12 protein-coding genes are annotated in these 13,583 nt (G+C 63.8%); 7 read left to right on the top strand and 5 right to left on the bottom strand.

Translation table 11 applies throughout. The features are described from left to right. Positions 1–38: 38 nt before the first annotated feature. Positions 39–848: a DUF2865 domain-containing protein gene (locus KIP88_RS16925; protein ID WP_214489054.1), complete on the top strand. Its 810-nt coding sequence runs from the start codon at positions 39–41 to the stop codon at positions 846–848. Positions 849–1,046: 198 nt separating this feature from the next. Here the strand turns inward: KIP88_RS16925 and KIP88_RS16920 are convergent, their stop codons facing one another. Continuing rightward, entirely contained in the window at positions 1,047–1,478 is a 432-nt protein-coding gene (locus KIP88_RS16920; protein WP_214489053.1) for a hypothetical protein, read from the bottom strand. A 59-nt stretch (positions 1,479–1,537) separates the two neighbouring features. On the opposite strand from KIP88_RS16920, the gene KIP88_RS16915 reads away from it, so the two are divergent. After that, positions 1,538–1,879: a hypothetical protein gene (locus KIP88_RS16915; protein ID WP_214489052.1), complete on the top strand. Its 342-nt coding sequence runs from the start codon at positions 1,538–1,540 to the stop codon at positions 1,877–1,879. A gap of 20 nt (positions 1,880–1,899) precedes the next feature. On the opposite strand, the gene KIP88_RS16910 is transcribed toward KIP88_RS16915, so the two are convergent. Further along, a complete protein-coding gene (locus KIP88_RS16910) occupies positions 1,900–2,130 on the bottom strand; it encodes a hypothetical protein (protein ID WP_214489051.1) in 231 nt (76 codons plus the stop codon). Positions 2,131–2,352: 222 nt separating this feature from the next. On the opposite strand from KIP88_RS16910, the gene KIP88_RS16905 reads away from it, so the two are divergent. From KIP88_RS16905 to rocF, 3 genes are all read left to right on the top strand, one after another. Continuing rightward, the gene (locus KIP88_RS16905; protein ID WP_214489050.1) at positions 2,353–4,884 is read left to right on the top strand and encodes a glycogen/starch/alpha-glucan phosphorylase; all 2,532 of its coding nucleotides are present in this window, start codon (positions 2,353–2,355) and stop codon (positions 4,882–4,884) included. A gap of 346 nt (positions 4,885–5,230) precedes the next feature. Next, positions 5,231–6,049, top strand: a complete 819-nt coding sequence (locus KIP88_RS16900) for an acyl-CoA thioesterase II (RefSeq protein WP_214489049.1) — start codon at positions 5,231–5,233, stop codon at positions 6,047–6,049. A 118-nt stretch (positions 6,050–6,167) separates the two neighbouring features. Next, positions 6,168–7,139: an arginase gene (gene rocF, locus KIP88_RS16895; RefSeq protein ID WP_214489048.1), complete on the top strand. Its 972-nt coding sequence runs from the start codon at positions 6,168–6,170 to the stop codon at positions 7,137–7,139. Between the two features lie 190 nt (positions 7,140–7,329). On the opposite strand, the gene KIP88_RS16890 is transcribed toward rocF, so the two are convergent. Beyond that, positions 7,330–8,946 (bottom strand): phosphoenolpyruvate carboxykinase, encoded by a 1,617-nt coding sequence (locus KIP88_RS16890; RefSeq protein WP_214489047.1) that lies wholly within the window; start codon positions 8,944–8,946, stop codon positions 7,330–7,332. A 115-nt stretch (positions 8,947–9,061) separates the two neighbouring features. On the opposite strand from KIP88_RS16890, the gene KIP88_RS16885 reads away from it, so the two are divergent. Continuing rightward, positions 9,062–9,235: a hypothetical protein gene (locus tag KIP88_RS16885; RefSeq protein ID WP_214489046.1), complete on the top strand. Its 174-nt coding sequence runs from the start codon at positions 9,062–9,064 to the stop codon at positions 9,233–9,235. Position 9,236: 1 nt separating this feature from the next. Here KIP88_RS16885 and KIP88_RS16880 read toward each other — a convergent pair whose 3' ends face one another. Then, positions 9,237–11,834, bottom strand: coding sequence for a CHAT domain-containing tetratricopeptide repeat protein (locus tag KIP88_RS16880; RefSeq protein WP_214489045.1), 2,598 nt, complete (start codon positions 11,832–11,834; stop codon positions 9,237–9,239). Between the two features lie 89 nt (positions 11,835–11,923). Then, entirely contained in the window at positions 11,924–12,658 is a 735-nt protein-coding gene (locus KIP88_RS16875; protein WP_214489044.1) for a HugZ family protein, read from the bottom strand. Between the two features lie 216 nt (positions 12,659–12,874). Between KIP88_RS16875 and KIP88_RS16870 the strand changes: the two genes are divergently transcribed. Next, positions 12,875–13,576, top strand: a complete 702-nt coding sequence (locus KIP88_RS16870; protein ID WP_027541437.1) for a response regulator transcription factor — start codon at positions 12,875–12,877, stop codon at positions 13,574–13,576. Positions 13,577–13,583 lie beyond the last annotated feature (7 nt).

The raw sequence follows: 13,583 nt of genomic DNA, 5'->3' as shown, positions 1-13,583 counted from the left end.
GCGCTTCAGTGCGTTTGTTGCGTTGGGTGGAGTTGGCGTTGCGTACAGAGTTGGCTTTTTCGCGCGTGCGGCGCCGCGCGACGTTTGTGGCCGCTGCGACCTTTGCGGGCTCGCTTGCGCTGACGCCTGGCAGCGTCTCCGCCGAAGGTCTGTTCGATTTCCTGTTCGGCGGCGTCCAGAAACAGCAGACGCGGCAGGCCCCCTCACCGGCGAACTTCTTCGCCGATCCGTTCGGTCTTAATCAACCAGCCCAACCCGCGCCGGCGCCGCGCGTCGCGGGCTCCGGACCTGCCTTCTGCGTGCGAAGCTGCGACGGCAAATATTTTCCGCTGACCATGCGCGGCAACGCCTCGCCGGTTCAGACCTGCCAGGCGTTCTGCCCGGCAAGCGTCACCAAGGTGTTCTACGGCAGCAACATCGACAGTGCGGCCGCGGGCAATGGCGAGCGCTATGCCGACAGCGAAAACGCCTACGCGTATCGCAAGGCGCTACGCGCCGATTGCACCTGCAACGGCAGGAGCCCGTCCGGGCTGGCGCCGGTCGATCTCACGCTCGATACCTCGCTGCGCTCCGGCGACGTCGTCGCCACCACCGACGGCCTGGTGGCCTATACCGGCGTTCGCTTAGGCGCCGACCAGACCGCGGAATTCACCCCCGTCGCCGCCTATCCCGGCCTCACGGCAGATGTCCGCGCCCGGCTCGGCGAAATGAAGGTAGCGCCGGTCAGTGCAGAGATGGTCGCGGCCAGCGCGCCGCTTCCCGAGACAAGACGCGACGTCGAGTTGCCGACCGCCTCGATACCGAAGACGGTTGCGCCGAAGCCGGCGAAACGGGCGGAAGCGAATTAGGCGGTCTCGTAGCCCGGATGGAGCGCAGCGCAATCCGGGACTCTTTCGTCTGCGGCCGATCCCGGATTCCGCTGCGCTCCATCCGGGCTACAAGGGCAACGTCGCTCACCGCCCGACTGGACCCGGACACAAAATATCGAAAACAACCCCATGCAAAGTAGAATGGGGCCGGGTTACGCGGTTGATGCCCGAGTGCATTCACCGTCCGACGATCACCCCGATCACGTTCGGCGCCGACAGATATTTTTCCTCGATCTCCGCCCGCGCCGCGGCGCGATTTTCCGGGGTCAGCAGGCCGCGCTTTTCGGCCAGGATCATCCAGCAATAGCCCCACCAGTCCGTCAGCATGCCCTGATCGTCGACGAGGTCGTAGCCCGCCTGGGCGGCGAAGATTCGCGCCTGCGCTTCATCCAGTGTGTCGAGAAAGGCGTGGTCCTCGACCGAAAACAGCTCGTCGCTGAAATCGTCCGTGGTGTAGCCCCACACCGACATGCAGACCGCGTTGAACTCGCGGTCGATCGCGTCGTCGTCGACGAGCCGGCGGCGCGAGGCCTGGTGCAGGCGCGACAGCGAGCGCGCGAAGTCGGCGATACGGGTGAGAGCGAACTGATCGAAGGCGATGGTGGACATGTAGTCCTCGCAAACTCGGATAGACCATAAATGTTGTGTCGGCGACGCGCCGAATCACAATGATATATCAAATACTTGCTAAATTGTTCTTAATTTGTTCTGGTGGCGCGACAAAATATCTCCTATCAGAGGTTGTTTTGACGATTTGCCGCAAAGAATCGAAGACGATGGATGCAACACAGGCCACCCAGATCCGGACCCTGTTACTGGAAGCCGCCGACGCGATCGACCGCGCCCATGCGATCGTATCCGCTCTCGACGGCAGCGAGGCGCGAGCCTTGCTTGCCACGCCTCTTGACGAGATATCGTCCGCCTTGCACTTCGAGCTGCTGCAAAAGCTCTACCTCCGCTACCCCGGGCTTACCGAGCAAGGCGAAGGCTGGGAGGGCACCATGGTATGAGCCGGCTGGGGCTCAATCCTTCACATCGCCGACAACAGCTTGTCGCCGCAATAATTGGCGTAGAATTTTCCGCCGCATTGCCGCTTGATCGCCGCGCAGCGCGCCGCAGGCGAAGCGCCTTGCGCGACACTGAAGGAACAGCTCACGCCTTCGGCGCTCCTGCCGGCCTTGCCGGCGGCAGCGGCTGCGCTGGTCGCACTGATGCAGACTACCAGTAACGCAGCGGCGGCGATCTCGATCGCCAATCTCATGGCAAGCCTCCCGTTCTGGCGGCACGCGTTCCGGCGATCCCACAGGTTTTCGCGGCCCGATTATATCACCAAAAGGCGGCCGCCGGTGCCGCGAAATCGGCCCGGTCCTTGCATAAAATCATGCCAGCGCAGCGCACAACATACTCCGGCGTTTTCCGGCGTTTCGATTGCCGGGCAAGGCGCGTATCTTTGTTGTGAGTCTCAACCGCAGGAACCGACGTATTGCAGGAACAAATCCCAGGAAACTACCCGGCAAACTATCCGGCGCTGGGCCAGCCGATCGACGAACTGGCGCTGGCCGAGATCAAGGGTGCGATCCTCGCCAAGCTTCGGCTTGCGATCGGCAAGGACGCCGGCATGGCGACACGACGCGACTGGTACAAGGCCGCGGCGCTGGCGCTGCGCGACCGCATCGTGCACCGCTGGCTGACGGCCGAAAAGGAGAGCTACGATTCCGGCAGCAAGCGGGTCTATTACCTCTCGCTCGAATTCCTGATCGGCCGTCTGTTCACCGACGGGCTGAACAATATGGGCCTGCTGCCGCTGTTCGAGACGGCGCTCGGCGATCTCGGCGTCGGGCTAGACGACCTGCGCAAATGCGAGCCGGATGCGGCGCTCGGCAATGGCGGCCTCGGGCGGCTCGCGGCGTGCTTCATGGAGAGCATGGCGACGCTGGCCATTCCCGCCATCGGCTACGGCATCCGTTACGATTTCGGCCTGTTCCGCCAGATCATCGCGCAGGGCTGGCAGCAGGAATATCCGGACGAATGGCTGGGCTTCGGCAACCCCTGGGAATTCCTGCGGGCGGAGGTGGTTTATCACGTTCATTTCGGCGGCCATGTCGACCATGTCGACGACCACGGCCGTGACCGGGCGACGTGGCGGCCGGCGGAAACCGTGCAGGCCGTCGCCTACGACACGCCGATCGTCGGCTGGCGCGGCCAGCACGTCAACGCGCTGCGGCTGTGGTCGGCGCGCTCGCCCGACCCGCTTCGGCTCGACGTCTTCAACACCGGCGATTACCTCGGCGCCATCGCCGAGGAGGCGCGGGCGGAATCGATCTGCAAATTCCTCTACCCGAACGATGAGAGCCCCGCGGGGCGCGAGCTGCGGCTGCGGCAGGAATATTTCTTCGTCTCGGCTTCGCTGCAGGATCTGATCAAGCGGCACCTCGCCTCGGACGGGCAGTTGCGCAATCTCCCCGCCAAGGTCGCGGTGCAGCTCAACGACACCCATCCGAGCCTTGCCGTCACCGAGCTGATGCGCATCCTGGTCGACCTGCATAATTTCCGCTGGGACGAAGCGTGGAAGATCACGGTGGCGACGCTGTCCTACACCAATCACACGCTGCTGCCGGAAGCGCTGGAGACCTGGCCGGTCGAACTGTTCGAGCGGCTGCTGCCGCGGCATCTCGAGATCATCTACCGCATCAATACCGCGCATCTGGCGCTGGCGGATCAGCGTTGCCCCGGCGACATCGATTACCGCGCCTCGGTGTCCCTGATCGACGAGAGGTCCGGACGGCGGGTGCGGATGGGGCAACTCGCTTTCGTCGGCTCCCACCGCATCAACGGCGTCTCGGCGATGCATTCCGACCTGATGAAGGAGACCGTGTTCCACGATCTCAACCATCTCTATCCCGGCCGCATCACCAACAAGACCAACGGCATCACCTTCCGCCGCTGGCTGATGCTCGCCAACCCGAAGCTGACCGCCCTGATGCGCGAGGTCTGCGGCGAGGCCGTGCTTGACGACTTCTCCCTGTTCGAGCGCCTCGAAGCCCGCGCCAGCGACAACGTGTTCCAGCAGCGTTTTCGCGAGGTCAAGCATCAGAACAAGGTTGCGCTGGCGCGGCTGATCAACGAGCGGCTCAGCATCAAGATCGATCCGTCGGCACTGTTCGACGTCCAGATCAAGCGCATCCACGAATACAAGCGGCAATTGCTCAACGTCGTCGAGACCGTCGCGCTGTATCAGGCGATCAAGGACGAGCCCCAGCGCGACTGGGTGCCGCGGGTGAAAATCTTCGCCGGCAAGGCGGCGGCGAGCTATCGCTACGCCAAGCTGATCATCAAGCTGATCAACGACGTCGCCGAAGTCGTCAACAACGATCCCGACGTCGCCGGAAGACTGAAGGTCGTCTTCCTCGCCGATTACAATGTCAGCCTCGCCGAAGTGATCATTCCGGCCGCCGATCTCTCCGAGCAGATTTCGACCGCCGGCATGGAGGCCTCCGGCACCGGCAACATGAAGCTGGCGCTCAACGGCGCGCTCACCATCGGCACGCTTGACGGCGCCAATATCGAAATCCGCGACCATGTCGGCGCGGAGAACATCGCGATCTTCGGCATGGAAGCCGGCGACGTCATGGTCCGGCGCAAGCAGGGGCTGGATGCGACCGACGTGATCAGCCGCTCGCCGCGGCTGGCGCGGGCGATTACCGCGATCGAGAGCGGCGCGTTCTCCCCCGACGATCCCGCCCGCTTTGCCTCCATCGGCCACGCGCTGCGCTATCTCGACCACTACATGGTCTCGGCCGATTTCGATTCCTACTACGCGGCGCAGCGCGGCATCGACGCGCGCTGGCAGGTGGTGCCGGCCTGGACCCGGGCCTCGATCCTCAACGTCGCGCGGATGCCGTGGTTCTCCTCCGACCGCACCATCCGGGAGTATGCCGAGGATATCTGGCACGTGCCGGTGCGCGCAGCCGCGCCGGTGCCGGAGGCCAGCGCCCAGCGTGGGGCGACGCGGTAAGACTATCGATCGTCATGCCCGGGCCTGTCCCGGGCATCCACGTCTTGGGCGTTGCCGCAGGAAAGACGTGGATGGCCGGGCATAGGCAAGCGGAAGCGACGCCGTCCTTCAGACGGCTATGCCCGGCCATGACGAAGGATAGAACCATTACCTCTGGCGTCATTGAATTCTGCGAAATAGCCGTGATAGCAACGGCGTCATAGCCCGCGACAAACGCGAAGCGTTTGTGCAAGGGAGCTCGCGACAAAATTGCAAAACAATTTTGTGCTGAAGCGACGAAGCAATCCACACTTGCCTTGTCGCCTCTGGATTGCTTCGCTTGCGCTCGCAATGACGGAAAGGTTCCATGCTGACAAAAGCCCCGCATCTTTTCGACGACGCCACAAAAGTCACCGCCGGCGATAGCTGCTGGCAGGGCAGGACCAGCCCGGATTACTGGGCCTTCGTCGGCCCCTTCGGCGGCTGCACGGCCGCCACCATCCTGCGCGCGCTGATCGACCATCCGCAGCGGGCGGGCGATCCGTTGTCGCTTACCGTGAATTTCTGCGCGCCGATCGCCGAAGGCGCCTTCGATCTCGACGTTCGGCTGGTCAAGGCCAACCGTTCGAGCCAGCATTGGTGCGTGGAGATGACGCAGGGCGGCGGTGAGGTCGCGACGCTGGCGACCGCTGTATTCGCCGAGCGCCGCCCATCCTGGTCGCACCAACAGAAGGCATTTCCTGGTGCTGCGCCGTTCGAGCAGGCGCGCGCGTTTCCGAACACGCCGATGACGTGGACACACCAGTATGATTTCCGCTTCGTCGAGGGCGAGCCGAGCTTCTACGGCTCGCCGGCGGCGTCGCCGCTCGATGCGTATTCCAAGCAGTGGATCGGCGATCATGTGCCGCGAAAGATCGACATGCTGTCGCTGATGTCGATGTCGGATGCGTTTTTCGGCCGGGTATTTCTGGCGCGCCGGGAATTGATACCATTCGGCACGGTCTCGCTAACGACCTACTTCCACACCTCCTCGGACGAACTCGCGGCCGAGGACATCACGCGGGTGTTGGCCGTGGCGGACGCCAAGATCTTCCACAGGAGCTATGGCGACCAGAACGGCGAATTATGGTCGCCGTCGGGACGGTTGCTCGCGACGACGACGCAGATCGCCTATTTCAAGGCGTAGTGGCGTAGGGTGGGCAAAGGCGCGTTTGCGCCGTGCCCACCATCTATCCGGCTGGTGACCTCGATCGGTGGGCACGCTACGCTTTGCCCACCCTATGATTCTTAGGAGGCCCCGACCTATGTCCGACGGCAACGCTGCCCGCATCGCCCTGCTCGGCGTCCCCATCGAGATCGGGGCCTCGCAACTCGGAACCTTGATGGGGCCGGACGCGCTGCGCACCGCGGGCATTGGCCGCATCCTCGATCAGCTCGGCTTTGCCGTGGAGGACCACGGCAACATGGCCACGCCTGGCGCTGCTCCGGATGAGGGATCGCCGCCGGCGAATGCCAAATATTACGACACTATCAAGAACTGGATCCGCGCGATCAGCGAGCGTTCCTATTCACTGGCGCGCTCCGGCGCTGTTCCGATCTTCATGGGCGGCGACCATTCGCTGTCGATGGGATCGGTGAACGGCGTCGCGCGCTACTGGCAGGAGCAGGGCCGACCGCTGTTCGTCATGTGGCTCGATGCCCATGCCGACTACAACACGCCGCACACGACGGAAACCGGCAACATGCACGGCATGTCGGCGGCCTTTCTGTGCGGCGAGCCCGGGCTCGACGGGCTACTCGGCAACCATCCCCGCGCCTCGATCGGTCCCGACAAGCTCGACCTGTTCGGCATCCGCTCGATCGATCCGCTGGAGAAAAAGATGGTGTTCGAGCGCCGCGTCGCGATCGCCGACATGCGCGCGATCGATGAGTTCGGCGTCGGCGTCTTGATCCGCAAGGTCATCGAGCGCGTGCGGGCGCAGAACGGCGTTCTGCATTTGAGCTTCGACGTCGATTTTCTCGATCCCGCCGTCGCGCCCGGCGTCGGCACCACGGTGCCGGGCGGCGCGACCTATCGCGAGGCGCATCTGATCATGGAGCTGCTGCACGATTCGGATCTGGTGCGCTCGGTCGACATCGTCGAGCTCAACCCGTTTCTCGACGAGCGCGGCCGCACCGCGCGTGTTGCCGTCGAACTGATCGGGAGCCTGTTCGGACTGCAGATCACCGACCGGCGAACGCCGAGCAATGCGGTATTGCCGGGCAACGGCGCTTAGTGCTGTCGATGCGGCTGGGGATCCTCGCCAACACCGTCAAAACCCATCTGCGGCGCGCGCCGCTGGAGCTGCGTGCCACGACGTCTGCCGCGGCAGAGACGGGAACGCAGCGAGCGGTATGAAAAAGGGCGACCTCGCGGCCGCCCTCTTTGCGTTCATGGCAGATGGTCCGCTTTGGACCATCCTCGCCCTACTCGGCCGCGAGCTTCAGATCCGGCGCAGCGGCGCGGACTTCGGCGTCGACCTGGGCTTCGAACTTGGCAAAGTTCTTCTGGAACATGCCGACCAGCGCACGCGCTGTCTTGTCGAACTCGGCCTTGTCCTTCCAGGTGTTGACGGGATCGAGGATCTCGCTGGGCACGCCGGGCAGCGCGGTCGGCACCGCGAAGCCAAAATACTTGTCGGTGCGGAATTCGACGTTGCGCAGGCTGCCGTCGAGCGCGGCGGTCAGGAGCGCACGCGTCACCTTGATCGGCATCCGGCTGCCGGTGCCGAATTTGCCGCCGGTCCAGCCGGTGTTGACCAGCCAGCAATCGACATTGTGCTTGGCGATCAGCTCACGCAGCATGTTGCCGTAAACGGAAGGATCGAGCGGCAGGAACGGCGAGCCGAAGCAGGTGGAGAATTCCGGCTGCGGCTCGTTGCCGAGACCGCGCTCGGTGCCGGCGACCTTGGCGGTGTAGCCGGACAGGAAGTGATACATCGCCTGCGCCGGCGAAAGCTTTGCGATCGGCGGCAGCACGCCGAACGCATCGGCGGCCAGCATCACAACGTTCTTCGGCTGGCCGGCGCGGCCGGTGCGCGAAGCGTTCGGGATGAAGTCGAGCGGATAGGCCGAACGGGTGTTTTCGGTTTTCGAGCCGTCATCGAAGTCGGGAACGCGGGTGCGCTCGTCCATCACGACGTTTTCCAGCACGGCGCCGAAGCGGTTGCTGGCCGCGAATATCTGCGGTTCGGCTTCTTCCGACAGCTTGATGCACTTGGCGTAGCAGCCGCCCTCGAAATTGAAGACGCCGTCATTGCCCCAGCCGTGCTCGTCGTCGCCGATCAGCGTGCGGTTGGGATCGGCCGACAGCGTGGTCTTGCCGGTGCCGGACAGGCCGAAGAAGATCGCGGTGTCGCCCTTGGGCCCGACATTGGCCGAGCAGTGCATCGGCAGCACGCCCTTGGCGGGCAGATAATAGTTCAGCGTCGTGAACACCGACTTCTTCATCTCGCCGGCATAATAAGACCCGCCGATCAGGACGATCTTGCGGGCGAAATCGATCGCGACGACGTTCTCGGACTTGCAGCCGTGACGTTTCGGATCGGCGCGGAAGCTCGGAAGGTCGATGATGGTCAGTTCCGGCACGAAATCCTTCAGTGCGGACACCTCGGGGCGGATCAGCAGCGTGCGGATGAACAGCGAATGCCAGGCGAGCTCGGTGAAGACACGCGTCTTGATCTGGAAGCTCGGATCGGCGCCGCCGTAGAGGTCCTGCGCGAACAGCGTCATGCCTTCGGCATGCTTGAGGAAGTCGGCATAGAGCGCGGAGAACTGATCTGATGTGATCGACTGGTTGCCGGCCCACCACATGTCCTTGTCGGTGGTCGCATCGCGAACCGTGAACTTGTCCTTCGGGCTGCGGCCGGTGAACTCACCGGTGTCCGCGCACAACGCGCCGTCGGCCGACAGCACGGCCTCGCCTGCCGAGAGTGAATATTGATAGAGCTGCGGCGCACCGAGGTTCCAGTGCACCGTGTTGAGATTCTTTAAGCCGAATTTGTCGGCGCCGAAAGCACCGTTGCGTAGACCCGTCTCTTGCACGAAGAAATCCTCCTCGAACCCGCGTTACTCGAATCGCGCGCATGTCGCTTGACGCGCTCTGTCGCGGTGACCCCTGAATATAGCCTTCCGGCCCCGGTCCGGCGACCTAATACTGATGAACGCCGTGCTTGCCAAGCCGATCCACGCGAATTGGTTTATTCAAGCCGGCGCGCTTGATCTGCATCAATTGCTTGCTGCGGCGCTTTTCGCTGGTTTGCCGTCGTGGTTGCGCGACCATCCGTCGCTGTCCGGCCCGGGCGAAGATTGCTGCGACGCACAATCAGAATAATTCAACGCGCGGCGCCCTCTCCGATCAGCGCAAACGGCCCCCAGAACGCCGGATAGGCGTTGCGCGGCGAGGACGCATCGTTGAGATAAGCCAGCATGGCCTGACGCAGCGCCTCGGCGCGGCCGAGCTTGGGATCGGCATTCAGCCGGTCGAAGGTCGAAATCGAGAGCCGCGTGGCGGCCTCCGAATTGACAGCCCAATGCGACACCAGCAGCGCCCGCGCACCGGCATAGAAGAACGACCGCGCCAGCCCCGAGAGCGCTTCGGCGCCGGGCTTGTCGCCGGCGATCGTGTTGCAGGCTGACAGTACCACCCAATCGGCGTTGAGCTTCAACTGCGCGACTTCGCTCGCGGTGAGCAGGCCGTCATCGAACTCCGTCGGCTGTCTTGGAATGCTCAGCACCAGCGACGGTTCGGCAAGCCCTTTCACGTCACCGGCGACGAGACCATGGGTGGCGAAATAGACGATGCCGTAATCGGCGAGCGGCGTGCGCTTGAGCGTGGTTTCGCTGGCGTCCTCGCCGAGGTGAATATCGGCAGCCGCGACGCCGAGGTTTTTGGCAATCGCGTTCAGCTCGTCGGCGGTGTCGGGCAGTTGCGCCAAGGCGTCCGACAGCCGCGCGCGATCGACGCCGGCGCCCTGCCAGAAATCCGTGTAGGCGCCGGTCGCAAGGCTGCGCGCGGCAGTCCTGGTGGGGCGATTGCCATCGCCAGGCTTCATAGCCGGATTGAAAATCGGATCTCCGAAGCCCGTCATCGGCTTTGTGCTTTGCTCCTTGCGGGCAAACACCCGCAGCGCCTTCAAGCTCGCCGCCGACGGCAATATCGACACTGCCTGACGCTTCAACAGCCAGGCCGCATCGCGGTAGCCCTCGAATTTTTCCGGGATGGCCGCCGCCGGCTTTTCGGTCACCAGCAGATGGAACGGCAGCGCCGTCAGCGCGCCCGGTGCCACGACCAGAAGCGACGGCTTGTCCTTGATCAACGCATCTACCGGCGCAAGCAGCATCTCATGCAGTTCGTTGGCGAGGGCCAGATCGAACAGAGCGGATTTCCCGGAAGCATCGTTTGCCTTGCCGAGATCCAGCCCGCGGCGGAATGCGGCGATCTTCTGCGACAAGGTTTCCGCGCCGCGCGGGATCGGCTTCCAGTCAAGGCTGTCGCGGGTGATCGCAATGACGTAGCTTTCCACCTCGGTGACCGCAAACAGCACCATCGCCTCGTCTCCCGACAACAGCGACTGCATCTCCTTCACCGTTAACGGCAACGGATTCGACAGCGCGGCGTAGTCGGGAAACTCCGCGGACAAGGCCTTTTGCAAGGACGCCCGCTCGGTCGCGATAGCGGCAAGCCGCGTGCGGGCGCGCTGCTCGGCGACTGCGTCGCGCTTCGACCGCTCCTTCGAGACGGCCGCCACGATAGACTTGTCCAGCACTTCCGCCTCGGTGGCAAGATCCTGATCCCGCCGCACCAGTTCCGCCAGGCGATCGCTTCCCGCGGCCAGCCGTACCGCCAGCTTGTTCACGGCGGAGGCAACCGACGACTGGGTGCCGCGCTGGATCACGTTGAGCATATCGTTCACCGCGTTTTCGCGCGGCATCAGCTGCTGGCGCTCGGCGTCTGCGAGCACCGGAAGGGCTGAGCGGGGTTGCGCGCGGCCCTGCCCGATCAGCCGCTGCACCAGCGGCAGCGCGTCGCCGGGACGGCCCGATGCCTGATAGAATGCCGCCAGATTGTTGGTCGACGTCGCGGTATCCGGATGGTCGGGGCCGACGGCGCGCTCACGGATCGCCAGCGCCCGCTCGAACAGCGGCTGAGCCTCGGCATAACGGCCCTGCCGTTCATAGAGGTCGGCGAGGTTGTTCAGCGAGCGCGCGACGTCAGGATGCTCGCGGCCCAGCACTTTTTCGCGGATCGCCAGCGACCGCCGGATCAGCGGTTCGGCCTCGGCATAGCGGCGCTGGACCTTCGTGACCTGGCCGAGATTGTTCAGAAGCGTCGCCACCGCAGGATGCTCCGGGCCTGCGGCCTTCTCGTAGATCGCCAGCGCCCGTTTGAACAACGGCTCCGAATCGCCGTGGCGGCCGAGTTTCTCGTAGTGCGTCGCCAGATTATTCAGGGATTGCCCGAGGTCCGGATGACCGTGCCCCAGTGATTTTTCGCGCACGGCCAGCGCGCGCTTGAACAGGGGCTCGGCGTCGGCATAGCGCTGCTGCCGCTGGTACAGCGCTGCCAGATTGTTCAAGACGGCCGCGATCTCAGGCGAGTCGGGCCCCATTGTCTTCTCAAGAATTGCGATGGCTCGCTTGAACAGCGGCTCGGCCTCGCCATCCCTGCCCTGGTTGCCGTAGGCCTGCGCCAGATTGTTCAGCGCCGCCCCGACGTCGCGGTGTGCAGGCCCGAACTTCTTCTCGAGGCTTTCGACTTGTCCCTGCGCCAGCGCGACAGCTTCGGCGTATTTGCCGGCACGGCCGAGTTCATTGATCCTGGCGCTGAGCGCGGCGACATCGCCTTTTTGCGCCAGCGACGGCGCGGAGAGGCACGTGCCCGACAACAGCGCGAGGCACACTGAAAATATCAATCGATGGCGGGATTTCATGCGGGCTTTCGCTGGTCACCTTCGTGGGCTTGCCTTAGGTCGCGCAAATGGCCGCGCCCGTTCAAATCCGCGATCGATGTTAACCCTTGTCAGCCCTTGGCCCGCGCCTCGCCCGCCAGCCGCACCAGCATCTTGCGCAACACCATGGCGCTGGTGGCCCGTTCCGGGAAGTCCATCCGCAGCGTCGCGTTCCCGGCCTGCATGTCCATGCCGTCGGGGTCGCAGCCCGTGCAGCGCCAATCGTCGGATTCGGCCCCCAGCAGTTTGGTCGCATAGAGGTTCATCGCCTCGCGGTGATCCTCGTTCATGTGCTCCACTGCGCCCTGCTCGGCTTCCAGCAATTCGGCGGCATCGCCGATTTCGGTCAGAAACTGCTCTGGCTTGAGGTCGATGATGCGACCAAACCCGGCGACCAGATGGAGGCCTGACGGGGCGATCCGAAAGAACGAAAAGTCCTTGAAATCCACAAAGGCTTCCGCGGATGGATGGGCGTTGAGGTAGCGCCGGCGCAGGATTTTCGCAGCCTCCCCGGTGGCCTCCTCGGCCCGTCCCGCCAGCATGATTCGCGCCCCCTCCAGGGGATCGCCGGCGGCGCGCTCGTCCAGCATCAGCGACACGCGGCTGTCGCCGAGAATGTTTTTCGTATGCAGCGCGAGCCGCGAAATCAGCAGAATCGGGGAGGCGTCGGCGTGGCTGGCGACGTTAAGCAGGGAGCAGTAGGGATCGCCGCTTTCAGGCATAAGCGTGGCCAGCGCGCCCTGGCGGCTGCGCCGCAGCAGCGAACGGGCAAGTTTGGAAGCATCAAAATCTGCAGTGGGCTGCATGGTTCCTTTCCGGCCATCTTATTGCAAAAAGGGCCTTTTCTCGACCCGACAGGGTGCTATATGGAGGACGGCGTATCTCCGCAGAAACGTTTTGTGGAACTCGGTCACACTTCAGCCCAGCTTGCATTGCTCGTTGACCGTGTACGAAGCCCATTTATGCGGCGTCTGGCTGACTTGCCCGCCGTTTAAGCCACTCTCTTATTCGAAAGCAGGCTCATGCCCACAATCGCCCTGGTCGATGATGACCGCAACATTCTCACTTCCGTGTCGATCGCGCTCGAAGCCGAAGGCTATCGCATCATGACCTACACGGATGGTGCCTCGGCGCTCGACGGCTTCCGCACTTCGCCGCCGGATCTTGCGATCCTCGATATCAAAATGCCGCGCATGGACGGCATGGAAACGCTACGCCGGTTGCGGCAGAAGTCCGATCTGCCGGTGATCTTCCTGACCTCCAAGGATGAAGAGATCGACGAATTGTTCGGCCTCAAGATGGGTGCCGACGATTTCATCCGCAAGCCGTTCTCGCAGCGCCTTCTGGTCGAGCGCGTCAAGGCCGTGCTCCGCCGCGGCCAGCCGAAGGATCCGACCGCCGTGCCGAAGGAGCCGGATGCCCGCGCCCTCGACCGCGGCCTCTTACGGATGGATCCGGAACGTCACACCTGCACCTGGAAGAACGAGCCGGTGACGCTGACGGTGACGGAATTTTTGATCCTGCAGGCGCTGGCCACCCGGCCGGGTGTGGTGAAAAGCCGCAACGCGCTGATGGACGCGGCCTATGACGATCAGGTCTATGTCGACGACCGCACCATCGACAGCCACATCAAGCGGCTACGCAAGAAGTTCAAGGTGGTCGACGACGATTTCGAGATGATCGAGACGCTGTACGGCGTCGGCTATCGCTTCAAGGAAGCCTGATCTGCGT

It is taken from the genome of Bradyrhizobium sp. SRL28 (assembly GCF_018596315.1).
Taxonomy (GTDB): Bacteria; Pseudomonadota; Alphaproteobacteria; order Rhizobiales; family Xanthobacteraceae; genus Bradyrhizobium.
This window is presented reverse-complemented; position numbering and strand designations above follow the sequence as displayed.